This window comes from Colwellia sp. KS18-150 (assembly GCF_057551365.1).
The window spans coordinates 603,579-629,030 of record NZ_BAAJMC010000001.1 but is presented as its reverse complement, the minus strand read 5'-3'; the positions used below and the strand labels follow the sequence as shown (position 1 = coordinate 629,030).

At 37.7% G+C, this 25,452-nt stretch carries 20 protein-coding genes; 12 read left to right on the top strand and 8 right to left on the bottom strand.

The window, feature by feature from the left end; all coding sequences use genetic code 11:
- On the top strand, nucleotides 1-738 hold the full coding sequence (locus AC27IF_RS02920) for a winged helix-turn-helix domain-containing protein (protein ID WP_487052013.1): 738 nt from the start codon (nucleotides 1-3) through the stop codon (nucleotides 736-738).
- Nucleotides 738-2,216 carry a sensor histidine kinase gene (locus AC27IF_RS02915; RefSeq protein ID WP_487052011.1) on the top strand — a complete coding sequence of 493 codons (1,479 nt, stop codon included), beginning with the start codon at nucleotides 738-740 and terminating at the stop codon, nucleotides 2,214-2,216. The genes AC27IF_RS02920 and AC27IF_RS02915 overlap by 1 nt, the downstream gene beginning before the upstream one ends.
- Nucleotides 2,217-2,259: 43 nt before the next feature.
- Here AC27IF_RS02915 and AC27IF_RS02910 read toward each other — a convergent pair whose 3' ends face one another.
- The 4 genes from AC27IF_RS02910 to rplU all read right to left on the bottom strand — a co-directional run bounded on the left by AC27IF_RS02910 (nucleotide 2,260) and on the right by rplU (nucleotide 5,352).
- Nucleotides 2,260-3,294 carry a 6-phosphofructokinase gene (locus AC27IF_RS02910; protein ID WP_487052008.1) on the bottom strand — a complete coding sequence of 345 codons (1,035 nt, stop codon included), beginning with the start codon at nucleotides 3,292-3,294 and terminating at the stop codon, nucleotides 2,260-2,262.
- A gap of 140 nt (nucleotides 3,295-3,434) precedes the next feature.
- On the bottom strand, nucleotides 3,435-4,595 hold the full coding sequence (cgtA, locus tag AC27IF_RS02905; protein ID WP_487052006.1) for an Obg family GTPase CgtA: 1,161 nt from the start codon (nucleotides 4,593-4,595) through the stop codon (nucleotides 3,435-3,437).
- 171 nt (nucleotides 4,596-4,766) lie between these two features.
- On the bottom strand, nucleotides 4,767-5,024 hold the full coding sequence (rpmA, locus tag AC27IF_RS02900; protein ID WP_353536819.1) for a 50S ribosomal protein L27: 258 nt from the start codon (nucleotides 5,022-5,024) through the stop codon (nucleotides 4,767-4,769).
- A gap of 16 nt (nucleotides 5,025-5,040) precedes the next feature.
- Nucleotides 5,041-5,352: a 50S ribosomal protein L21 gene (gene rplU / locus AC27IF_RS02895; protein ID WP_114326731.1), complete on the bottom strand. Its 312-nt coding sequence runs from the start codon at nucleotides 5,350-5,352 to the stop codon at nucleotides 5,041-5,043.
- 307 nt (nucleotides 5,353-5,659) lie between these two features.
- On the opposite strand from rplU, the gene ispB reads away from it, so the two are divergent.
- The gene (gene ispB, locus AC27IF_RS02890; RefSeq protein ID WP_487052004.1) at nucleotides 5,660-6,646 is read left to right on the top strand and encodes an octaprenyl diphosphate synthase; all 987 of its coding nucleotides are present in this window, start codon (nucleotides 5,660-5,662) and stop codon (nucleotides 6,644-6,646) included.
- A 36-nt stretch (nucleotides 6,647-6,682) separates the two neighbouring features.
- Nucleotides 6,683-7,087, top strand: a complete 405-nt coding sequence (locus AC27IF_RS02885; RefSeq protein ID WP_487052002.1) for a VF530 family protein — start codon at nucleotides 6,683-6,685, stop codon at nucleotides 7,085-7,087.
- 162 nt (nucleotides 7,088-7,249) lie between these two features.
- On the opposite strand, the gene mdh is transcribed toward AC27IF_RS02885, so the two are convergent.
- The gene (mdh, locus tag AC27IF_RS02880; protein WP_487052000.1) at nucleotides 7,250-8,182 is read right to left on the bottom strand and encodes a malate dehydrogenase; all 933 of its coding nucleotides are present in this window, start codon (nucleotides 8,180-8,182) and stop codon (nucleotides 7,250-7,252) included.
- Between the two features lie 242 nt (nucleotides 8,183-8,424).
- Between mdh and argR the strand changes: the two genes are divergently transcribed.
- Nucleotides 8,425-8,898 (top strand): transcriptional regulator ArgR, encoded by a 474-nt coding sequence (argR, locus tag AC27IF_RS02875; RefSeq protein ID WP_487051998.1) that lies wholly within the window; start codon nucleotides 8,425-8,427, stop codon nucleotides 8,896-8,898.
- A gap of 55 nt (nucleotides 8,899-8,953) precedes the next feature.
- On the opposite strand, the gene AC27IF_RS02870 is transcribed toward argR, so the two are convergent.
- Both AC27IF_RS02870 and AC27IF_RS02865 read right to left on the bottom strand, forming a co-directional pair.
- A complete protein-coding gene (locus AC27IF_RS02870) occupies nucleotides 8,954-12,292 on the bottom strand; it encodes a hybrid sensor histidine kinase/response regulator (protein ID WP_487051996.1) in 3,339 nt (1,112 codons plus the stop codon).
- A gap of 75 nt (nucleotides 12,293-12,367) precedes the next feature.
- A complete protein-coding gene (locus AC27IF_RS02865; protein ID WP_487051994.1) occupies nucleotides 12,368-13,792 on the bottom strand; it encodes a PhoH family protein in 1,425 nt (474 codons plus the stop codon).
- Nucleotides 13,793-14,247: 455 nt separating this feature from the next.
- On the opposite strand from AC27IF_RS02865, the gene AC27IF_RS02860 reads away from it, so the two are divergent.
- The 4 genes from AC27IF_RS02860 (at nucleotide 14,248) to AC27IF_RS02845 (ending at nucleotide 19,801) form a co-directional block, all read left to right on the top strand.
- Nucleotides 14,248-15,018 carry a substrate-binding periplasmic protein gene (locus AC27IF_RS02860; protein ID WP_487051992.1) on the top strand — a complete coding sequence of 257 codons (771 nt, stop codon included), beginning with the start codon at nucleotides 14,248-14,250 and terminating at the stop codon, nucleotides 15,016-15,018.
- 137 nt (nucleotides 15,019-15,155) lie between these two features.
- The gene (gene rapA / locus AC27IF_RS02855; protein WP_487051990.1) at nucleotides 15,156-18,068 is read left to right on the top strand and encodes an RNA polymerase-associated protein RapA; all 2,913 of its coding nucleotides are present in this window, start codon (nucleotides 15,156-15,158) and stop codon (nucleotides 18,066-18,068) included.
- Between the two features lie 77 nt (nucleotides 18,069-18,145).
- Complete coding sequence (gene rluA / locus AC27IF_RS02850; protein ID WP_487051988.1) at nucleotides 18,146-18,829, top strand: bifunctional tRNA pseudouridine(32) synthase/23S rRNA pseudouridine(746) synthase RluA; 684 nt, start codon at nucleotides 18,146-18,148, stop codon at nucleotides 18,827-18,829.
- A 66-nt stretch (nucleotides 18,830-18,895) separates the two neighbouring features.
- Nucleotides 18,896-19,801: a DUF3530 family protein gene (locus tag AC27IF_RS02845; protein WP_487051986.1), complete on the top strand. Its 906-nt coding sequence runs from the start codon at nucleotides 18,896-18,898 to the stop codon at nucleotides 19,799-19,801.
- Nucleotides 19,802-19,817: 16 nt separating this feature from the next.
- Here the strand turns inward: AC27IF_RS02845 and djlA are convergent, their stop codons facing one another.
- The gene (gene djlA / locus AC27IF_RS02840; RefSeq protein ID WP_487051984.1) at nucleotides 19,818-20,630 is read right to left on the bottom strand and encodes a co-chaperone DjlA; all 813 of its coding nucleotides are present in this window, start codon (nucleotides 20,628-20,630) and stop codon (nucleotides 19,818-19,820) included.
- 144 nt (nucleotides 20,631-20,774) lie between these two features.
- Between djlA and AC27IF_RS02835 the strand changes: the two genes are divergently transcribed.
- From AC27IF_RS02835 to pdxA, 3 genes are all read left to right on the top strand, one after another.
- Nucleotides 20,775-23,054 carry an LPS-assembly protein LptD gene (locus AC27IF_RS02835; RefSeq protein ID WP_487051982.1) on the top strand — a complete coding sequence of 760 codons (2,280 nt, stop codon included), beginning with the start codon at nucleotides 20,775-20,777 and terminating at the stop codon, nucleotides 23,052-23,054.
- 64 nt (nucleotides 23,055-23,118) lie between these two features.
- Nucleotides 23,119-24,420, top strand: coding sequence for a peptidylprolyl isomerase SurA (gene surA / locus AC27IF_RS02830; protein WP_487051980.1), 1,302 nt, complete (start codon nucleotides 23,119-23,121; stop codon nucleotides 24,418-24,420).
- Complete coding sequence (gene pdxA / locus AC27IF_RS02825; protein ID WP_487051978.1) at nucleotides 24,420-25,403, top strand: 4-hydroxythreonine-4-phosphate dehydrogenase PdxA; 984 nt, start codon at nucleotides 24,420-24,422, stop codon at nucleotides 25,401-25,403. Before surA ends, pdxA begins: the two co-directional genes overlap by 1 nt.
- Nucleotides 25,404-25,452 lie beyond the last annotated feature (49 nt).

Here is a 25,452-nt window from a genome sequence, read left to right as displayed (position 1 = left end):
ATGAAAAATAAAGTTTTAATTGTTGAAGACGATGCTGATATTGCTCACTTAATTCAAGTACATTTAACAGAATTAGATCTCGATTGTGATATTTGTGCTAATGGGGAAATAGCACTAAAGCAGGCTTTATCCCAACATTATCAATTAGTATTACTTGATGTCATGTTACCTAATATCAGTGGTTTAGATATTTGTCGACAACTTCGTCAAGAGAAACCATTACAGGCTATTTTAATGCTGACCTCAAAAACATCAGAAACTGACAGAGTGTTAGGGCTTGAGCTAGGTGCCGATGACTATATGACCAAACCATTTAGTGTTAGAGAGCTACAAGCAAGAGTTCGCACTCAACTAAGACGCGTACAAGCATTTAATGGTCAGGTAAATAGTATCAACGCTAAAGTTGATACTGCTAATAATGAAGAAATAACTACCTGTATTGGGGAGTTATTGGTTGATCATAGATACCATCAGGTGACCTATAAAGATCAAGCCATTAATTTAACCTCAACAGAATTTGAATTAATTGATTTTTTTTGTAAACACCCAAATCAAGTATTCTCAAGAGCACAGTTACTCGATAACGTCTGGGGTTATAACCACAGCGGTTATGAGCATACGGTAAATTCCCACATTAATCGTTTACGTAATAAATTAGAGCCAAATTGCAGCGACCCAAAAATTATTCAAACCGTTTGGGGTGTTGGCTATAAACTTAACTCAGCAGGTGTCCATTAATGACTCTCTCTCTTTATCAACGCCTAGCTTTATCGGTGTGTTTTGCTTTTTTGGTACTCGCTTCATTACTCTTTTACTGGAGTAATTCTCTTGCTGAACAATCTAAATTTCAAGCTGAACAAAAACTTCATATCCAACTTGCTGAACACCTAGCCCACGACAACCCGTTATTGCAACACGGCGTTTATGACAAGCCAGCGCTTGAAAACCTCTTTCATACCTTGATGCTATTAGGACCAGCTTTTGAATTCTATTTTTTAGATCCTGCCGGTAATATCATCACTTACTCCGCTGAATCAGATAAAATAAAACGCAAATCAATAGATTTAAGCCCTATTGTCGCCTTAATTGCTACCCCTAGTGCTGTCCCCATTTTTGCTGACGATCCTCGTAGTCTTGATAACAAAAAAATATTCTCAGCGGCACCAATTTATCGTGGTGATAATCTACAAGGTTATTTATATGTGATTATTGGCGGTGAAATTTATGATTCCATTTTTAGCCAAGTAAATAATGACAAATATTTGCAGCAATACGGCAGTTTATTTATTGGTGCGCTGATTTTATTATTACTGTTGCTTTTGGTTGTGTTTAGGTATTTTACCGCACCGATTAGAAAGTTAAGTCAAGAGATGCAAGCCGTAAAATCTGGTCACTTTGAGCAAAGCAAAATTAACTTAAGTCAATGGCAAAATGCTAAATCAAATGAAGTACACTTTTTAGGGCAAACATTTAATGATATGGCAATGCAGATTAACCAGCAATTTGAGCAGTTAACGGAAAATGATCGTGTTAGACGTGAATTACTGGCTCATCTGTCTCATGACTTACGAACACCGTTAGCGACAATGCAAGGCTATATTGAGACCTTATCTCTTAAAAATACGCAATTGAGCGAGCAAGAGCGCAGCAATTACTTAGCAACAGCAAGTAGAAACGCGATGCAATTAAAACGTTTAATCGATCAAATATTCGAATTAGCACATTTAGAAGACGGTCAAGTGACGGTGAATTTAGAGACCTTTGCTGTCGGTGAACTGTTACATGATATTATTGCTAAATTCGCCCTCAAGGCTCAAGATAAAAACATTGATTTAAAATTAGCCCCCGAACGATGCCAATTTATTGTTTATTCTGATATTGCTAAATTAGAGCGTATTATTACCAACTTGTTAGAAAATGCGCTGAGACACACTTTAGAGAAGGGTGAGATTGTCGTTCTTGTATCGCAAATAGCAAACAAAGTTAAAATATCTGTAAGTGATAATGGAACCGGCATCAGTAATGAAGACATCGCATATATTTTTGATGCGAGATATCGTGCCAGTAACGCCAGTGAAGACAGTACGCCTCATGCTGGGTTAGGCTTAGCAATAAGTCAAAAGCTTAGCCGCATCTTAAATTCAGAAATTTTGGTTGAAAGTCAGCTAGGCCATGGCAGCAATTTTTCTTTATCTTTGCAGCATGTAAGGCCCTAGCTACTTAATTCTCTGTACAATGGCGTGCTTTATTCTTAATTTACTAATATTGATTTTGTGCTGTCACAGCTAATATATTTTCTTGGGCATCTACGAGTTGTTTATTAACTTTTTTATTATGTTTAACGGCGATATTTAAAGGAATATAACAAATGGCACTATGCTGCTCAGCAATCATAATAAGATTTTCTCCTTTTATAATTGATTGTAAGGCAGCAACCCCCATTTTAGTGGCTAGCAGTCTATCTTTAGGGACAGGTGACCCCCCTCGTTGAATATGTCCGAGAATACAAACAGTGCAATCAATGTTTGCCGCTTTTTTTAATCTTTTTGCCAGGTCACCAGTACCTTCTGGCCACAAATTTTCAGCAATTACGATTATATAACTGGCGTGTCGATTGGCTTTTGATAATTTAATTTCTGCTGCTAATTCAGCTATTCTTGATTCTTGATTCTCAATACAGAAGTTCTCAAAAGACAAGACTTTTTCAGCCGCACAGGCGATACCAACATTAAAGGTAATATGCCCACTGTGCCGCCCCATTAATTCAACAATAAATATTCGTTCAAATGAATCAGCTGTATCTCTAATCTTATCTATTGCTTCAATGCCAGTATTTACTGCTGTAGCAAAGCCTATGGTGAAATCTGTACCGTCAAGGTCATTATCTATAGTGCCCGGAATACCGATGAGCTGACCTTTCCAATATTGCCCCAACTTCAGTAAACCATTGAATGAGCCATCACCACCAATAACTATTAAGGCGTCTATTTCGTTCACTTCAAGCGTATTAACCGCTTTATCAATGCCTGTTTGTTCATGCATTTGATGGCAGCGAGCACTTTTTAAAATAGTGCCACCACGTTGAATTATTCCATCAACATCATTAACAGTGAGAGTTCTTGCTTGCTGAATATTTTCTTCAAGAATTAAACCATTGAAGCCATAATAAAAGCCGATTATTTCCATATGATAATGATGTGCTGCTAATATTATCGAGCGTATTGCGGCATTCATCCCTGGTGCATCACCACCACTGGTCAGAATTCCAATTCGTTTGACAGTTATCTCACTCATATTATCTTCCTTACTTTAGTTTCTTTAGAAGCATATATCACCTGTAGATAGTTTCCCTGCTTTAGAGCAAATTTCAGTCAAAAAAAAACCAATATCAACATTTTTGATATTGGTTTTTTCAAACATACTGGATTTATACTTTAAGGACGATATTCAACTTCCACATCATAATCATCTTCATCCCAATCTTCGTCATCGAGATCATCTTCTACATCTGCTATTGCGTCTTCATGGTATGTATCCCACTTAAACTCAACATCTTTACCGTCGGTGAGCGTTTCTTCTTCTTCCGGTGGTAATTCTTCAATGAATGTCATAACACGTTGCGATAACTCTTCAGTACCCATTTTATTAAACGCTGAGATACTATGAACGTCACCTTGCCAATCAAGACCCGCTAAAATGGCATCAGTAAGTTCTTTCGCTTCTTCTTCAAGCAATAAATCAAGTTTGTTGAAGATAATCCAACGAGGTTTACCGGCTAGTTTTTCGTTATGCTGTTCTAACTCACTGATAATGGTTTTCGCATTTTCAAGAGGATCAGAGCCGTCGGCCGGCATAATGTCAATTACGTGCAATAAAATACGACAACGTTCAAGATGTTTTAAAAATTGAGTGCCTAAGCCCGCGCCGTCAGCTGCACCTTCGATGATCCCTGGAATATCAGCAATAACAAAACTACGCTGTGTATCTAAACGTACCACACCTAGGTTTGGTACTAGAGTAGTAAAAGGATAATCAGCTACTTTTGGCTTAGCAGCAGAAACACTGCGAATTAACGTCGACTTACCAGCATTCGGTAATCCAAGTAAACCAACATCGGCAAGTAACAATAGCTCTAATTTAAGGTTACGTATTTCACCCGGTGTGCCATCAGTTTTCTGACGAGGTGCGCGGTTAGTACTACTTTTAAAGCGTGTATTACCTAAACCATGCCAACCGCCTTTAGCCACAAGCAGTCTTTGGCCTTTGTGGGTTAAATCACCTAACAATTCGCCAGTGTCGACATCAACCACACGAGTACCTACCGGTACTTTTAACACTAATTCATCACTACTTTTACCAGTACAGTCTCGACTTTGACCGTTTTGCCCACGCTTAGCACGGTGAAAACGCTCAAATCGATAATCTATTAAGGTATTTAAGCTTTCATCAGCAATAAGGTAAACATCGCCACCATCACCGCCATCGCCACCATTAGGGCCGCCATACTCAATATATTTCTCTTTACGAAAACTGACACAGCCATTGCCGCCGTCTCCAGCTTCAACTCTGATCTCAACTTCATCAACAAATTTCATGGTGCTTTAAACAACCCTAACGTATTGTGTTTTACATATTGCTAGTATAAACGATTTTATCTGGATAAAAAATCGCCGTATCAAGAACAACATCATTAATACAAAATTAATACAAATTAGCCAAAAAAAAACCTCGCATGATGCGAGGTTTTTAGAAAATCGAATCTAAGATTAGTCAGCGATGATGCTAACAAACTTACGATTTTTTGGACCTTTAACATCAAACTGAACTTTACCGTCAGCTAATGCGAATAACGTGTGGTCTTTACCGATACCCATGTTGCTACCAGCGTGGAAACGAGTACCACGTTGACGAACAATAATGTTACCAGCTAAAACAGATTCGCCACCGAAGCGCTTAACACCTAGGCGTTTTGCTTCTGAATCGCGACCATTTCGTGTACTACCTGCAGCTTTCTTATGTGCCATGTCAAAATGCTCCTAATTAGCCGTTAATACCAGTAATTTTCACTTCAGTGAACCATTGACGATGGCCCGCTTGTTTGCGTGAATGCTTACGACGTTTGAATTTTACAATAGTAATTTTATCAGCACGACCTTGGTTTACAACCTCAGCCACTACTTTACCACCAGCAACGTAAGGCGCGCCTACATTGATGTTCTCGCCATCGGCGATCATTAAAACGTTATCAAATTCTACTGCTGCGCCTACTTCAAGCTCAAGCTTTTCAAGGCGAACTGTTTGTCCTTCGGTTACACGATGCTGTTTACCACCGCTTTGGAATACCGCGTACATAGCTACTCCGTACTGCGTCACTTACCATTACTTAGTTAAAGTTTTAAAAGGTTATATGACGCTTAAGATTTAAAAATATAGGGCGCGAATTCTACGCGAAGAAACACAGTAGAGCAAGTATAAAAGTGATCATTTATAAAGTTTTTCGCTCATTTGTCATTTTAATGAAATAAATTAAAAACAAAGTCACTAGAAACAAGCTTTGTCGCTTTATTGTCAGCTATTTTAGTGTAGAATTTAATTTATAAAAACCCCATCTAAATAGTGGTTAACTATAAACCACCTAGCGCAAATGGATATAAAGTAAGTGGATATAAAAGCAATTCAAGCTCTCTCTCAAGATGATATGACCAAAGTGAATGATCTTATATATGGTCAATTACACTCTGACGTCGCATTAATTAATCAATTAGGTGTCTATATTGTTAACGCCGGTGGCAAGCGAATGCGACCTATGCTGACAGTGTTAACGGCTCAAGCATTGAATTATAAAAATACAGCAACATTAAACGATGAACATTGTACTATCGCGGCCATTATTGAGTTTATTCATACTGCTACGCTGTTACATGATGATGTTGTTGATGAATCTAATATGCGCCGAGGCCGAGAAACAGCTAATGCTTTATTTGGTAACAGTGCGAGTGTACTTGTAGGTGATTTTCTTTATACCCGTTCATTTCAAATGATGACTAAGCTTGGCAATATGCGCATTATGGATATATTGTCTGATGCCACCAATATAGTCGCTGAAGGTGAAGTATTGCAATTAATGAATTGTAATGATCCAGACACCACTGAAGAAAGCTATATGCAAGTAATTTACTGCAAAACAGCTAAACTTTTTGAAGCGGCTACTCGTCTTGCTGCCGTTATCACTAAGCAAGATAATGCAATAGAAACAGCCATGGCAGATTATGGAAAATATCTGGGCACTGCTTTTCAGTTAGTTGACGATATTATGGACTACACTGCTGACGCCAAAGAAATGGGCAAAAATGTTGGTGATGATTTAGCAGAAGGTAAACCTACCCTGCCATTACTTTACACTATTGAACATGGCACCCAAGCGCAAAAACAACTTGTTAGAGATGCGATAGAACATGGCAATGGCATGGCTCATCTTGATGAGATTCTTGAAGCGATGAGACAAACAGGTGCTTTAGTCTATACTCAGAAAAAGGCAGAAATTGAAGCCGATAAAGCCATCAATGCCTTATCTGTATTACCTGATTCTGAATATAAAAAAGCATTAGTTTCTTTAGCGCACATTGCTGCTAACCGCTCAATGTAACCTTTACTTAATGACCATAGCTACATAGAGAAATACATGAGCGAAAAAAACATTTACGAAAACAACCCTCTTCATGGTGTTGGTTTAGAACAAGTACTCACCGAATTAGTTGACCATTACGGGTTTGAAATTCTTTTTGCTTATTTAAGCTTAAATTGTTTTAAAACTAATCCAAGTATTAAATCCAGCATAAAGTTTTTAAAGAAAACTGACTGGGCTAAAGATAAAGTTGAAGGGTTCTATCTATATCAATACAAAAGCTTACCTCGCGCTGATGATAGCCAATTCCAGCTTCCGCCACGTGATCGTATCGTTCCAGCTCATCAAAAACCTGGCGAGCCTGCTGAACTAAGTTTTGAAGATGCTGAAAACCTAAGGCAAAAAAGAGCAAAGAAAACTCGTGAACGCTCTTCTACTCCCGGAAATCCTTGGGGAAGATAATCCTTTCTAAATGGTGTGCTTCAATAAATAACTTTACTCATTGAAATATTACCGGCAATAAAAAACGCGATGTAAATATCAGCTAATAATAGCTGACACTTAAATCGCGCTTTATTCAGATAAGTCTACAAACTAAGCGAGAACACTCGCTGGCTTGTAGTCTTATGCCATGAAATCAACACCTTCTTGGATGTCTTTGTTCAATGTAGCTAACATGTCATCTTTTGCTTTTTGTTCAAAAGCACTTAGCTCACCGTAACTCAGTATTTCTTCTACACCGTTTTTACCTAAACGAACAGGGTGAGCAAAATAAGGTGCATCACCATCTTCAATAGCTACATAAGCATAATCTACAACTTCTTCACCTTGTAAACCTTTCACTAAAGATAAACAAAAACGTGCTGCTGCAGCGCCCATAGATAAAGTAGCTGAGCCGCCACCTGCTTTAGCTTCAACAACTTCAGTACCAGCATTTTGAATACGTGGAGTTAATGCAGCAACTTCTTCATCAGAAAAAGTAACACCTTCTACTTGTGAAAGTAGAGGTAAAATAGTGGTACCTGAGTGACCGCCAATTACCGGCACTTTAGTTTCAGCTACGTTTAAGCCTTTTAATTCAGCAACAAATGCTTCACTACGGATAACATCTAATGTAGTAACACCAAATACACGGCTTGCATCATAAGTACCTGCTTTTTTGAAAACTTCAGCAACAATTGGAACCGTGCCATTTACTGGGTTAGTAATAACACCTACTAACGCTTTTGGACAGGCTTCAACAATGCCTTCAGCTAACACTTTAATAATACCAGCGTTTACATTGAATAAATCTGCACGGTCCATACCTGGCTTACGTGGCATACCCGCTGGAATTAACACAATATCAGCACCCGTTAATGCGCCATTTAAATCATCACGGCCAAAACCAGCAACTTTTACATCGGTAGGGATGTGAGATAGGTCTACTGCAACACCTGGAACAACAGGGGCAACATCATAAAGTGATAATTCAGAGCCAGCTGGCAATTGAGTTTTTAATAGTAAAGATAATGCTTGACCAATTCCGCCTGCGGCGCCTAAAACTGCTACTTTCATGTGATCTCTCCGAGATTTTATTAGGGGGTTAAAATACGTTAATATTATTCAATCGAATAAATTTGAGTAATTACGTAAATATTTGCTGCGCAAAAGATATAGCAAAGGCAACAAAAAAACAATTAATATTAACTTATAACGTATATTTGTATTTATGATAGCTTATAATAGCCAAAGTAAAATACTCAACTTTAGTATTACAACAATATTGCTTTCTTTAAAAAAGGTTTTGATATCAAATAATGAATGGTCAACAAAAACAAGAAGTTCTCATACAGGCATTTAAAGACTTATTAAAGCAAGAACAGTTTGGCTCACAAGGTGAAATAGTTGAAGCATTAAAGTCACAAGGTTTTGATAATATTAGTCAATCTAAGATTTCACGTATGCTTAGTAAGTATGGTGCGGTAAGAACCCGTAATGCTCGCCAAGAAATGGTTTACTGTTTACCCGCTGAGCTTGGTGTTCCAACAGCGCAAAGCCCTTTAAAACAATTAGTGTTAGACATTGAACATAATGAAGTGATGATCATCATTCAAACCTCTCCCGGTGCTGCTCAGCTTATCGCTAGATTATTAGATAGCTTAAGTAAGAGTGATGGCGTACTTGGCACCATTGCAGGTGATGATACGATTTTTATCGCCCCCACTGATGTTAGTAATATCCAAGAAACCATCAAAAAACTAGAGCGTTTATTTTCAATAGAAAAACAATAAAAAGCCAAGCGTAATAACAAACAAAATGAGTAGCGCTTGCTAATACAGCACTACTCTATTGAGCTAAACTTTGTATAATACTCTCACGCAACACTGCGCCGGTTACAGGTTTTGCAATATGTAAATTCATACCTGCTGCCAAACTTCGTTGCTTATCTTCCGCCCGAGCATGTGCCGTCATAGCAATAATAGGTAAAATATTTGTCGACGATTCATCTTGCTCTTGCTGTCGAATTGCCTTTGCCGCTGTTAATCCATCCATTACTGGCATTTGAATATCCATTAACACAACATCAAAATTATTATCATCAAGTAAATCTAATGCACGCTGACCATTATCAGCGATAGTTACTTTTGCTTGCATACTTAACAAAAGCTCTTTCGCGACTAATTGGTTAACTAAATTATCTTCAACAAGCAATACATGAATATTAGCTAAATCATTAGTTGCTGTATTTTGATCAGGTAGTGCTTGCAGAGCATCATTTCTTTTAGCTAATGGCTTAATTATCGAATTTTCATCTAATTTTTGCTGATGAGTGTTAGGACTTCCAGAAGAACTCCCATCACTTAAGGCCTGTTCAATTTGTGATAATGAAAATCTAAACAGTGGCGTATCAAGCAAAGTATAAGGCACTGATATTCGATCAATTTTTTGACAAATATCAGTGGTTAACTCGACCATTGTCGGCTGACATAAACCGATAAGATCAATGCACTCATGCCATTGAAGTACCTCTTCTCCTTCTGTAAGCATATTCGCATTTAATGCTAACTCATTAGTCAATAGCACTAATTTTTTATCCGCTTTTAAAGCACTGATTGCGAGCACATCTTCTACGTGAGCCAGTTGATGAAAATCCCAACCAAATAGTTTTACTGTATCTAAACATGTTGCCGATAACTCTTGTCCAAGAGAGCATATAATTAACGATGGTTTCGCACTGTTTTGTGGACTATCTGTTATTACAGGAATTGAAAAAGGTAAGATAAAGCTAAATTCACACCCTTGCCCTAATTGACTATTCAGGCTTATTTCCCCACCTAATAATTTAACAATTTGTTGACAAATGGATAACCCCAAACCAGAGCCGCCATATTTTCTGGTCATAGAAATATCTGCTTGAGAAAAAGCTTCAAATAAATGACCTTGCTTATCTTTGGCTATACCAATGCCGGTATCTTTAACTTTAAAACGCACCAGCGCATTAGTATCACTCAGCCCGATTGTATCTATTAGTAATGAGACTTCTCCTTGCTCAGTAAATTTAATAGCGTTGTTTAACAAATTAGACAAAACTTGTATTAAACGCATTTCATCGGTTTTGATTACCTCGGGCACATTGGCAGCGAGATCGATTCTAACTGTCAAGTTCTTATCATGAATGCTGGTAACATTGAGTTTAAAAGCTTTATCTAAAATAGCGGGAAGATTGACCTCCTCTTTAATGATTAGCATTTTTCCAGCTTCAATTTTAGATAAATCCAGCAGTTCATCAATAAGATGTAATAACGAAAAAGCCGCGGTTTGGGCGTTAGCTAAATAATGCTCTTGGCGTGAATTTAATACTGTTCGATTAAGTAAATCCATCATGCCTTGCATGGCATTTATCGGGGTTCTAATCTCATGGCTCATATTAGCTAGAAATTGAATTTTAACTTGGTTAGCATATTCCGCTTGATTTTTAGCGCTTTCTAAGGCGCTTTGAGTGGCTTGCTGCTCGGTAACATCTTGCAAAATAGTTATGGTGCCGATGATTTTCCCTTCATCGTTAGTAAACTGATTACAAAATCCCTGATAACTATTTTCACCGGCCTCCATCAAGGCTTGCTGAGGATATTTCTCCCCCAATTGCTCATTTAGATCATTGATTTCTTTTTGCAAAGCCCTAGGCATAAAGTGACTTGCACGATGACCTAGCATATCCGCTTCTGACTGTTGACAAAGTTGCTCAAAAGCTTGATTACATCCCATTAAGTTTCCATTTGGATCATTAAAAATGATCAATTCGGGGATTGCATTCATCACAGAGCGCAGTAATACATAATCACGTTGGTGTTTAGCACTTGTCTCCTGTAGCGCTTGAGTCTTTTCAAGTACACGGCTATCAAGGATTTCATTTTGCTCTTTAAGTTGTAATAACAAACTGCGGTTTTGAGTAAAAATATCTTCTACGAGTACAAACCAATGTAGCCAATCTGCATTGGCTTTAATTTTACCCGGATCTCCTTGAGCACAATACTCAATATGTCGAATAAAATTATGTGTTGGTTTAATAAAGCTACGTCTCGTCATTGCATTCACTAACATTAAAAAGGCAAGTAAGCCCAGAAAAAATATAGAGAACATAAAAATAAAATGATTACGAAGCGGAAGAATGAAATTACCATAGGGCTGGTAAGTTAGTAAGGTCCAGCCATTCACACTTAAGATTTGTTTTTCAACTAACCAGTCACCAATTTGTATGGAGTCTTCTAAATTCGATAGTGTTTGACTCGTTAGCTTATCTAAGCCTTTTGGTAATAACGTTTCCCATTTCCCTCGATAGCTTAAAGGCTCTTTGTCTTTTTGTTTGAAAAATAGTATTTCATTGCTCTGATTAAATAACACTAAGCCTTGCATGTTAGAATCAAGTTCAGGCAAGCTTTGCTGCATTTTTGCCAGATTGATATCTATCATCACAGCGCCTATTAATTCCATTGTACGATATACACCCATGCCTAATGAGACATTCATGCCTTTACCAGCAGAATCAATATATGGCGATGACCACAATACCTTATTCTCGCTATATTCCATTTGCTGTATTTTTTCAGAAAAAGGATTAATCAACATACGATCACTGTATTGCCAACTATCTCTTTCAATCCAAGGGAAAATATTGACAAATTTATCTAATGACACGTAATAAAACCATGTTGCTTCTTCAAGAACCTTTTGAGCGGTTACAAAAGCTGGCGTTAGCGCATTAGCCATAGCAATTTCTTGAGACTTCACTGCAGAGAATTGGCTAATATCACCTATTCCTGTGATGTTGCCACTCAGTATTTTTTCCTGCTCAAAATCACCAACAGAGGTTTTATCTAAATAATATCCTTTGCCCTCTTGCTTAAGTGGAACGAGATTAGTGTTTAACTCTTGAGGGTGCTTTAAAACATATTGAGCGAACTCTTGAATACCCGAGATGGATTGTTCACTTTCTAATAACATAGCATTAAGTTGCTGGGCCTGAGCTGTTAACTGACTTAAGCCACGCTGTTTATGCAGATTTAATTCAGTATAATAACGCCATGTAGCGGCTGATAAAGCGATAAATACAATGACAATAAAGGCAACTACAACCGCGGTATTGTAGCGCCTAAATACAGTGTTTTCTGCTTGTTTATCTAGCAATGCTTTGCCTTAACTGAATGTTTTAATAACGCTATCATAGCTAAGACAAATCGATAAAACGAGCTTTAGCTTAAATTACAAGTTTTCCTCGGCAAAAGAAGCTAAACGACTACGTACAACCCCATTAAGATTTATGGTGGCTGAGCCGGGGAAGTCCTTAAAACGCTCAACAATATAAGTTAAACCGGATGTAACAGCCGTTAAATAATTACTATCTATTTGTGCCAAATTACCACTACACACAAGTTTAGTACCTTCGCCGCAACGAGTTATAATGGTTTTCAGTTGTGCCGCGGTTAAATTTTGACATTCATCTAGTAGTACTAACGAGTTTTGTATACTACGTCCACGCATAAAGTTAACCGATTTAAATTGGATGTTTGCCTTATCCATAATGTAATCAAGGCTACCAGACATACTTTCGTCTTGTTGATGTAATACTTCTAATGAGTCCGTGATAGCGGCTAACCAAGGGGCCATTTTTTCTTCTTCTGTGCCGGGTAAAAAACCGATAGATTCAGCAATTTCGGGGGTCGAGCGTGTGACAATAATTTTGTCATACAAACCTCGCTCAATAACTTGTTCTAATGCTGTTGCCAAAGCAAGTAGCGTTTTACCACAACCTGCTGGCCCAGTTAAAATAACAAGATCAATATTCGGGTCGAGTAAGGCATCCATCGCCATGCCTTGATAAATATTTTTTGGATGAATTCCCCAAGCATTTTTACCCAATAAACGTTCACGACCTAAATCTAAAATAGAGATTTGCTCGTCATTCCAACCGGTCACTTTTCCGGCGAACGTTTCATTTTCATCGATAAGGTACTCATTCATATAACTTAATGGCACTAAATTTTTATCGATAAAATGTGTGGTATATCTGCCGTCTGATTCACTATCGCATGCTTTAATTTCTTGCCAAAAGTCCCCCTCAAACTGATGATAGCCCTTAGTGAGAAATTGAATATCATCAATAAGCTGATCCGTTCTATAATCTTCTACATGTGCCAGCCCTGCTCCTTTGGCTTTCAGACGCATATTGATATCTTTAGTAACGAGTACAACTTTGTAGCTAGGCTTTTGCGCTTGAATATATAAAGCGGCATTGATAATACGATTATCATTTTCATTAAATGATAATGTTCTAGCGGTTTGCTCTAATGCATAATCATTAATAATGGATAAACAACCGCTAGGGTGTTGCTCATCATTTTCAGGTAATTTAACTCCCGCTAGTACTTCTTCAGGTGTAGCATCTGTTAACGTATCTTCTAATGCTCGTATTGCTACTCTAGCATCACGACTGACATCTTTACGTCTATCTTTAATGGAGTCTAATTCTTCAAGCACTGTCATAGGCACAACAACGTCATGCTCTTGAAAAGAGAGAAAGGCGAAAGGTTCGTGTAATAAAATATTGGTATCTAAAATGTAGATAGTTTGTTGAGAAGTTAAGGTTTCTTGTGAGAGATTTTCAGCGTTCGTTTTTTCTTTGATCATACAGCACACTCCGTCGGTTACTGATAAAGCAAAATACCACGATAACAACTTGAATAAACCGCATTCATAACTAACTAATTTATCCAAATCAATTTAATTATAGCCTACTCACATTGACAGTTTATTTCTTATTAGGCAAGTAGCTTTTTGAGTGAAATTGTAAACTTCATTAACACAATGAAGTTTACGTATGATTGTAAGAGTTATGATGACCATAACACTTGCCTGATTTCCCATTAACTGATGTTAATTATATTGACTATACTTAAATGATAGTGGGCCAATACTACTCCGCATAAAGAAGTGACCACTTAGAGCGACATCGGCGTCATTAGGACAAACAAAATGTGTGTAGATATAATTATTCTACATCAAGCATATTTTGTGTAGTTATCATGGTGCCCATACGCTCCCAAAAGGCGAGTTTTATACGGATTGGTATAAGGTGTCATCTTATGCGCTGGAAAATTATTTCAGTACTATGCTTTATCGTTACCATGTTTGCTCACTCTAGTGAGTGCGATCAAAGTCAGGTGCAAAAAACCTTGATAAATTATCAATGGTACACAGAAGACTACCCCTCGTATAACTATCATAATGACCAGAAAAAGCTCATCGGTATTTATCCAGAAATACTGGCGCTTATTTACCAAGAATTAAATATTCAACTTAAGCTAGAAAACATTGAACTCGTTCCTTGGGCAAGACTTTTTGACACTTTACAGAATTCGACCTCTCATGCTGCTTTTAATATGCTAAAAACACCTGAACGTGATAAAAAGTTCAAGCTTATAAGTTTACCTATCTTGACCAGGATTTCGGTTTTGGTGCTAAAAGAAAATCAAGATATTTTAACCAGAAAGCACATTGAAAATATGAGTTTTTCTGTCGTAAGAGAAGATATAGGGGAACACTTGCTTGACGAACAATTTGATGTAACAAACAAGTTAGCAACATCATCGGCTAATAATATGTTAAACATGCTAGTGTATCGTCGAGTAGAAGCTATCGCCTACTCAGATTTAGTAGCCAGTTTTCAGTTAAATAAACTGGGCTACGAAAACAAGGAAATCACCTCTATTTATACCCTCAATGATGAGTTCAAAACCGCCTTCATATTTCATCGTGATACCTCCGTTTGTGTTGAAAAAACTTTTAAAAAGGCTATCTCTGCACTCGAAAGAAAAGGAGAAATCGAAAAGGTAGTACGAAAATATCAACACTAAGGTGAAATTCTTAACCGATTTACTGAATTAATTAATGATCCTAACTATGATAAAGAGTAACATAGCGCCGATTTTTCCTCGGTCAAATACAGCAATTGAGGAATACCATAATGATTAGTTCTCGGAGAGTTTAGTTTATGCCATTTCAGGTAGGTCAACGTTGGATCAGTGATAGTGAATCAGATCAAGGATTAGGAACGGTTACAGGGATTGAGCACCGATTTGTAAATATAGTTTTCACCGCTACTGGTGAATCCCGTCAATACGCTAAAGCCAACGCACCTTTGACACGTGTTGTTTTTAATACCGGCGATAATATTCCCAGCCATGAAGGTTGGTTGTTAAAGGTAACATCAAGCACTGAAGCTCACGGAATATTGACTTACCACGGTATTAGACAAGATACCCAAGAAGAAACTTCATTAAAAGAAGTGATGATAGATCACTTTATCAAATTCAATAAACCTCATGATCGTCTACTTAACAGCCAAGTAGATAGATTAGATTGGTTTCGTTTACGTAAAGACTGTTTACAACACCAGTATCAACAGCAACAATCTGAATTAATGGGATTAACCGGTGGACGCGTTAGTCTTATTCCACATCAGCTCTACATTGCTGATGAAGTGGGAAATCGTTTTGCACCGCGAGTATTACTTGCCGATGAAGTTGGTTTGGGTAAAACCATTGAAGCGGGTTTGATCATTCACCAACAATTAGTAAGTGGCCGCGCAAAACGTATTTTGATTATAGTACCTGAATCATTGATGCATCAGTGGCTAGTGGAAATGCTACGTCGATTTAACCTTAAATTCAGTATATTTGATGAAGACAGATGTGTTGAAAGCTCTACTGAAGAAGATAGTAATCCTTTTAGCAGTGAACAATTAGTCTTGGTTAATTTAGGCTTTATTACTAAAAACCCTAAATGGTATGACGAATTAATCAGCGAAGATTGGGATTTAATGGTGGTCGATGAAGCCCACCATTTAGATTGGCAACAAGATAAACCTAGCCTAGAATACCAATGTATTGAGCAGCTAGCACAAGTAATTCCAGGCGTATTATTACTCACAGCAACGCCAGATCAATTAGGCCATGAAAGTCATTTTGCGCGATTACGATTACTTGATCCTGATAGATTCTTTGATTATGAAAAGTTTACTGAAGAAGAAACACATTATAGTGAAGTCGCAGACGCTGCAAATGCTTTAGTTGAAGATGAGAAACTCAATAAAGGGCAAGAAACTACCTTAAGTGCATTGTTAAAAGAAACAGACATTAGTAGCCAACTTAAAGAATTAAATAGTAGCGACGATGAAGTCAAATCAACTGTTCGCCAGCAATTATTAACACAATTACTTGATAGACATGGCACTGGTCGTATTCTTTTTAGAAACTCACGTAATACCATTAAAGGTTTTCCAGCACGAGAAATTCATCCCGCGCCTCTGGAAATGCCAGAGCAATACCAAGAGTCTTTAAATGAATTTATGTTAAGTGGTTGCCCAGAGACCTTGCTTAAATCAAAACAAGCTAAAACTATTTTCACCCCTGAAATTCTCTATTCATTTGATATTCAATCACAATCTTGGACAGACTTTGACCCACGCGTTGAGTATTTAATTAATTTACTTGCCAGTTTGAAAAAAGAAAAAGTACTCCTAATTTGTGCCAATGCCCAAACAGCTATAGATTTAGAGGCTGCTCTTCGCATCAAAGAAGGTATACGTTCGGCTGTTTTCCACGAAGGTTTATCTATTTTTGAACGTGACAGAGCTGCAGCATATTTTGCTCAAGATGAAGACAGTGCTCAGTTATTATTATGTTCAGAAATAGGTAGTGAAGGACGAAACTTTCAATTTTCTCACCATTTAGTGCTATTTGATTTACCACAAAACCCTGACTTGTTAGAACAGCGTATTGGTCGACTGGATAGAATTGGACAAACACAAGTTATCCGTTTACATGTTCCTTATTTCCAAGACTCTGCACAGCACTTACTCTTTGATTGGTATCAACAAGGCATGCAAGCATTTGAGCATACCTGTATCACTGGTCGAGTAGTTTATGAAGCATTTGGAGAGCAGTTATTGGCACTTGCTTTAGGCAGCCAGCAACAATCTAATGAAGCCGAACAGTTGATTTCTGATAGTTGGCAAAAACATTTAACGATTAAAGCAGAGTTAGAAAGTGGCCGCGATAAATTACTTGAATTGAATTCTTCTGGACAAGGAAGAGCTCATGAATTAGTAGAGAAAATCTCAGCGAATGACCAAAAAATTGACCTTCCTCAATTTATGTTTCAAGCATTAGATGTTTTTGGTGTGCAACAAGATGACAAGGCTGATAATGCCATTGCCCTTAATCAAAGTGAACATATGCTCAATAGCAATTTCCCTTGTTTACCCGAAGATGGCACCACCATAACGTTTGATCGTGATACCGCGTTAACCAATGAAAATTATCAATTGTTAACTTGGGATCACCCAATGGTGCGCGGTGTCATGGATTTAGTGCTTAGTGATGAAATTGGTAACGCTAGTATGGGCTTACTAAAGAATGAAGCACTCCCTGTTGGTACTTTTTTCTTAGAATGTTTATTTACCGTGGAAGCAACTGCACCCGCGAACTTGCAATTGGGTAGATACTTACCTACTACGCCAATTCGTATTTTAGTCGATAAGAATGGCAGTAACCTTGCTGATAAAGTGAGTGAAAAAGTACTTGATAAACAACTTAAGCCAGTGAAAAAGCAAATGGCTTTACAGCTAACTAAAGCGTTGAAAAGCCAAATAGGACCACTAGTTACTAAGGCTGAACATCACGGAGAACAAGAAATATCGGCCATTCAAGCTAAAGCGTTAAGTAATATGAAAACTAAGCTTGAGCAAGAACAACAAAGGTTAACGGCATTAAAAGCGATTAACCCGAGTGTTCGTCAAGCTGAAATTGACTTTATTAGCCACCAACAAGCAGAATTAAGTCATTACATTGATAAAGCACAGCTTACGTTTGAAGCTATTCGCATGATAGTAGTAACACATTAAAAAAACTTTATTTCACTCATATATGTCGCGATTATTTGCAACTAAAATAATCGCGCATTGTGACTTATGAGACAAATATGACTGCAAATCCTGATTTTATTTACCAACCACCTATGACTCCATACTTAGATATTATTTATCAAGATGAAGACATAGTTGTGCTCAACAAAGCCAGCGGTATACTTAGCGTACCAGGTAGATTGCCTGAGCATCAAGATTGTTTAGAGCGAAGGGTTCAGCGAATTTTACCTAGCGCTACCGTTGTTCATCGCTTAGATATGGCAACTTCAGGCATTATGATTATGGCACTTAACAAGTCAGCACATGTCGCGATTAGTCGCCAGTTTGAACAACGAAAAACCAATAAAAGTTACATTGCCAGAGTTTTTGGAAAAATTGAAACAATAGAAGGTAGTGTTGAATTACCATTAATTTGTGATTGGCCAAACCGCCCAAAACAAAAAGTAGATCATGAAAATGGGAAAAAGGCCTTAACCAATTATAGTGTTTTAAACTACTCACAATTACCTTGTGGTAATGAAAGTACTTTAGTTGAATTACGACCTGTCACCGGACGCTCTCACCAATTAAGAGTGCATATGCTAGCACTAGGACATCCTATTTTAGGAGATAGGCTATACGCTCACGAGCAAGCTTTAGCAGTAAGTTCAAGATTGCAACTTCATGCTAGAAACTTAAGTCTGGCGCACCCTGCAACAGGTGAGTTACTCAACTTTGTATCGCCAAGCCCCTTTGATTAATATTATTCACGTTACGGCCGATATAAACGCTATTACTGTAGGACATTTCAAATAAGGCAAAACACTTTGACCGCTTCATTTAAATTCAGCTTTATTTTTTTGATACTTTTTGCTGCCAATACGGCCGTAATGGCTGAGCAATCAGAAAGTGTAACTGAAGAAGAAAAACCGGTGGATACTGCTAGTAGTAAAAGTGTTCCTCCTCTACCTATTGCTTTAAATAAACAACACCAAGAAGACATTAAGCATTACTTACCTGCTGATAAAGTAAAACCAATACTTGTGGGAACTCAGGAATACATTACCCTTATCCATGAAAATACTAGCCCAAACAATAAAGGTGTTGCGATCCTTCTTCCTGATTGGCATCAAGGAGCAGTAAGTCCAAAAGCCATTAACTTTCTTCGAAAAGCGCTGCCAAAGGATGGCTGGACAACCATAACGATTCAACCTGATGCAAAACCCACAAATTTTCCATCTACAGCACTGAAAGTAAGTGTTCAAAGGGAAGAAAATAACGCCATATTAGCTAACTACAAAAGCAACTTTATCGCCATGCTCAATGCGGTCAGTATCAAAGCCCAACAGTACCCTGGAATTGTAATGATGATAGCTCAAGGTAACCACGGCGCCATGTTAATTGAGCTAATCAATGCTGAAGAGTCTTTACAAGCCCCTAATGCTATTATCTTATTAAGTAGCTATGCCTTCACTGGCTCAAAACTACTTGATGAAAGCAACACTCAGTTCGCCAATGCACTAGCGAACAGTGAACCACCAGTTTTAGACTTATATTTAAAACACGATAATGCCATTGTTAAAGCTAAAGCAGAGCAAAGAACTAATATTGCAAAACAAGAAATGAAGGTTTATTACCGTCAAAGACAATTAAATAATACCGTTATGGGTTTTTATCCAGAACAAGCTTTACTGACCCAGATAAACAGCTGGCTTAAATCAATAGGTTGGTAATCAAAGTTCCATAACTTTATTGCTTGTTGATTAAATCATACGCCGCTTGAATATCTTGAGTTTTCTCTTTTGCCGCTTCCATCATTGCTGGTGGCAAGCCTTTAGCGATTAGTTTATCCGGATGATGTTGCGACATGAGCTTACGATAGGCTTTTTTGATTTCGACTTTCGAACTGTTTTTTGTGACACCTAACACTTTATAAGCATTTTCAACTTGATTGGCATTATTTACTGAAGAGCCTCCTTGTTGATAACCTCCCCCAGATTGTTGATGAAATGCCGCACCCGCGATAATCATTTCTAGTAGGTTATCTAACTGCCTAGCTGAATAACTAAGAAACTTTGCGATAGTGTGCAATACTTCTCGCTCTTGCTTATCTAAATCACCGTCAGAAAAAGCAACTTGAATCTGAATTTCTAAAAACATTAAAAGTAAATCATGACGGTTGCCACATATACGTTTAAATTTACGTAACCGCTCTTTAAGTGGAAAACCAGCCATTTTTCCTTCACGAAAAGCGTCTTGTGCTTGTTGGCGAAGCTCATTATTTAGCCCGAGTTTATCCATATAAGCGCTAGCGAATGCAATTTCATGATTAGTCACTTGCCCTTTAGCTTTGGCAACATGCCCCATAACTGAGAAGGCGGTATAAAAAAAAGCAGCCTGACGAGAAACGTCGTCTTCTTCACCTCTTGTTAAACCATCAAAATCAAAACCACGGCCTCGATCAAACATGTGACCTAACCAAACGCCCAATAAAGCACCAAACAAGTTTTTACTCAGCATAAAACCAAATAAAAAACCTAAAACCTTTCCCCAAATGCGCATACTTTTGATTTTACCTTACAATTTATAGCGAGTGTGTCATATTTGCTATATCATATACGCTTCAACGTGCATATTTAAGATAACATTTAAAATTTAATGCTTTTTTCCCGACAATTTTTTTCCTTTACTAGCGTTTTAATATACTTGAATGGCGTATTTTGTAGTGCTGTATTAGCTGCTCCAACCGAGCAACTGCCTGAGCCGATTCAGTTACAATGCCCAATGCCAACTTATACCCCTATTATTGATGATAGTTTAAAAGTCACCGATGATAGTATTCGCATTACCTCTAAATATTCGAGCATAGAAAAAGATCAAATAGCCAATTTTAGTGGCGATGTAATCTTAATTGATAGTAATCAAACGGTTACTGCTGATAATTTAGCATTTGATCGACTATTAATGACATTTAATGCTCATGGTAGTATTCATTACCAAAATAAAGCTATAAATATTTATGCAAGTGAGCTTAGCGCTAGTAAAGAAGATCAATCTAGTACTATGTTAAATACCTCGTATCAACTTTACGGCAATCCAGGACATGGTAGTGCCGAAGAACTGCAACTGAGTGCAAGCGAAGGGTTAAGCTTACTGTCTTCAACGTTTACCACTTGTCCCGGAGACAAACCTGACTGGCAAATTAAAGCCTCAGAAATAAAGATCTCCGCCGATGGTAGTGAAGGTGAAGCCTATCATGCACAAATAAGGCTATTTGATGTTCCGGTTTTATACTTGCCTTACTTTAATTTCCCTGTCTCAAAGCAGCGAAAAACTGGTTTCCTATATCCTAAAATGGGTAGCTCTAGTAATTCAGGGCTTGAGATTGAAGCACCTTTTTATTGGAATATAGCGCCAGAGATGGACGCAACCATTACGCCATATTACATGTCAAAACGTGGCACTCAATTAAAGACTGAGTTTAGATACCTCACGGGTGAACAAAATGGCAATATCAATTTAGAGTATTTGCATAAAGATAAAGCTATTAAGTCCAATGACGACGCTCGATACCTAGCTAGATTTCAGCACGTAGGTACCTTTTCAGATAACTTTAGAGCTTATGTTGATTATACGACTATTAGTGATGACAACTATTTAGTGGATATTGGCTCCAAGCAATATAATTCAAATGATGCTTACTTATATCAAATTGCTGAATTAGCGTATTTTGGTGAGCGCTGGCAAACTACAATGAAATTGCAAGATTTTGAAGTATTAGGTAGTCATGAAGCAAGCTATAAAACACTACCTCATGTGGAAGTATCGACTCAACAGCCACTGAATTTAATTGTACATCCAAGTTTACCTGGGCAGTTTGAACTTTATTCTGAATTAACCAGTTTCCAGCCTGAATTAAATGAACAAGTTAATGCTAATCGATACCATGTTGAAGCAGGACTTTCTTTTCCTATGTCTGCACCCGCTTGGTTTTTTAATTCTGAATTCAAGCTAATGCACACTTATTATCAACAAGATAATATTCAAATAGGCAGCGATCTTAGTGAAACAGTAAATCGTACGCTGCCAAAAGTTCGCTTTCATGGTGGAATTAACTTCGATCGAGATATGTCAATGTTCGGCAGCCAGTTTAGACACACGCTTGAGCCGCAACTGCAATATTTATATATTCCAGAAAAAGATCAAACTAATATCGGTTTATATGACACCACTAATTTACAAGATGACTATAATGGTTTATTTCGAGATAGAAATTATAGTGGTTTAGATAGAATCGCTGGTGCAAACCAGTATACATGGGGTATTACTAGCCGAATTCTTGACCAATCTAACCTAGAGATACTCCGTATCAGCTTAGGTCGAATTCAATATTTATCAAACAATAACACCTATGATGAAATTTTTAACTTCCAAGATTCAGAAACCACTAAAGGGCAACAATCTTCAGTAGCTGCCGATTTATTTTATCGATTAAACCATAAATGGCAAATCAGCGCCGACATTCAATATAATACTATTGATGACTACACCAACAAGGGTCAAGTTGCATTAAATTACCAAATTGATAAATATAATTCAGTTCAATTGAACCATAGGTACACTCGTAATGTCTCAGGTAATAGCTTAGAGCAAGCTTCGTTACTTGCGAATTTCGCCATTAACAAAGATTGGGCTTTTGTGGGTCGCTTAACAGAAGACTTGAAAAATAGTCGTAGTCTAGAAAGTTATGCAGGCTTTCAATATGAGAGCTGTTGTTGGGCACTACGTGTTGCCTATCATAGACATATCAATTCAAATCTAAGCGATGATGGCATATACAATGAAAACCGCGATGAATTTAACAGTGGTTTTGTGCTACAGTTCATCATCAAAGGACTCAATGGGAAGCAAGATCCCATTGGTACACAAGAAATGTTTAACGAAAGTATATTCGGCTATAAACGCCCTTATTACTTACAGAATTAGCAATATTCACCATCAATTGCTGAGCAATTTACCTATAATTTTAGTATTAGAAGATAAGTATTTCATGAAAAAATTAGTCAATAAAGTTACCTTAGCCAGTATATTACTAGTAAGTACATTAATATCCGCGCAAGCGAAAGAAGAACAATTAGACAAAGTTTCAGCCATAGTGAATGGCTCAGTGGTACTTGAGTCTGAAGTTCAAGATTTATTAAAAAACATTAAAGCGCAAGCTGCAAAAAGCCAGCAATCTCTGCCTTCAGATAAAGCATTACGCACGCAAGTCATGGATAAATTAATTAATGACAGCCTTGTGTTACAAATTGGTGAACGTATGGGTGTACAAGTAAGTGATGCTCAATTAGATCAAACCATAGGCAATATGGCACAAGAGAATAAACTAACCTTGTCACAATTTCGTGAAGCAATCATAAACGACGGCAATGATTATGAAAAATACCGTGAGAATATTCGTACTGAAATAATCTCTGGTGAAGTAAGCCGTAACTCAGTAAGACGTCGAATATATGTTTCTCCACAAGAAGTTTCAAACTTACTCGATTTAATGAAAGAGCAAACCAACAATGATGTTGAATATCATATTGGGCACATCTTAATTGAATTTCCTACCGATGCTAATCAAGAAGAAATGACCGCAGCAAAAGATCGTGCTGATAAAGTTATTGAATTACTTAATACCGGCTCAGACTTCACTAAAATAGCTATAGCATCTTCTGGTGGTGCCAATGCACTTGAAGGTGGTGATTTAGGTTGGAAAAACATTAATGAAATGCCAACATTATTTTCGGAGTTGATTGATGGCAAAGATAAAGACACAGTCGTAGGGCCAATTCGTACAGGTTTAGGATTTAGTATTGTTAAAGTACTTGATATTCGTGGCCGTCAAGTGGTCGAGGTAGAAGAAGTTCATGCTAGCCATATCTTGATCAAACCATCGATTATTTTAAGTGAAGCTAAAGCCGAAGAACAATTACAAGGATTCTTAGATCAAATAGATGCCGGTGAAGCTACATTTGAAGACCTTGCCAAAGAGTTTTCTGAAGGCCCTACATCAGTACGTGGTGGTGATTTAGGTTGGGCTGATCCAACAAGTTATGATCCTGCATTTAAAGAGGCACTTGCCACAATGTCTAAAGGCGAGTATCACAAACCATTTCGTTCATCATTTGGTTGGCATATAGTACAACTTCACGACAGACGTATGGTGGATGCCACCTCTCAAATGAACCAAAATCGTGCTCATCAAATTCTCTATAACCGTAAATTTGGTGTTGAGAGTGCTCGCTGGATAAAAGAAACCCGCGATGAAGCCTATATTGAGATTTTCGAACAGGACAACAACTAATGAGTAAGCGTATTGCTATAACGCCTGGTGAGCCAGCCGGCATAGGACCAGATTTAGTCATAGCTATTGCTCAACAAAGTTGGCCTGTACAGATTGTCGTTGTTGCCTCAAAAGCTCTTATTGAAGCAAGAGCAAAACAGCTTAATATCCCGGTCACTTTAAATGAATATGACGCTAAAAGCGAAGCTACGCCACAGGAAGCAGGTAGTTTAACGATATTAGACATCCCCCTTGCAACCTCTTGTGTAGCAGGCGAACTTGATACTAATAACGGTGCTTACGTCGTTGATACGCTAAAAGTCGCTAGTGATAAAAATATGTCTGGTGAATTTGATGCTATTGTTACCGGGCCTGTTCATAAAGGATTAATTAATAAAGCGGGTATCCCGTTTAGCGGTCATACTGAATATTTTGCCCATCAAGCTAATTGTTCTGATGTTGTGATGATGCTAGCTACAGAAGGATTACGTGTAGCATTAGTCACTACACATATCCCACTCGCGTATGTATCTAAAGCGATTACTTATGAACGATTACAAAAAGTCACGCGCATTTTGCACCAAGATTTAAAAACTAAATTTGGTATCGCTGCACCGAAAATTTATGCTTGTGGCATAAACCCTCACGCTGGTGAAGATGGTCATTTAGGCAGTGAAGAAATTGATACCATGATCCCTGCATTCGAAGAATTACGTTCAGAAGGTATGGATATCATAGGGCCACTACCTGCCGATACCATTTTCCAAGAAAAATACCTCAAAGAGGCTGATGCTATTTTAAGTATGTATCATGATCAAGGTTTACCGGTTTTAAAATATAAAGGTTTTGGCTCCTCCGTAAATATCACTTTAGGTTTACCTTTTATCCGTACCTCTGTTGATCATGGCACCGCACTTGAATTAGCAGGAAAAGGCCAAGCAGACTCTGGCAGTATGATGGAAGCCATGAAAAGTGCTATCAATTTAGCCAATAGCAGTAAATAAAATATCAGCCTAACGTAAAGCTATTAATAAGCACATTACGAAAACGAAT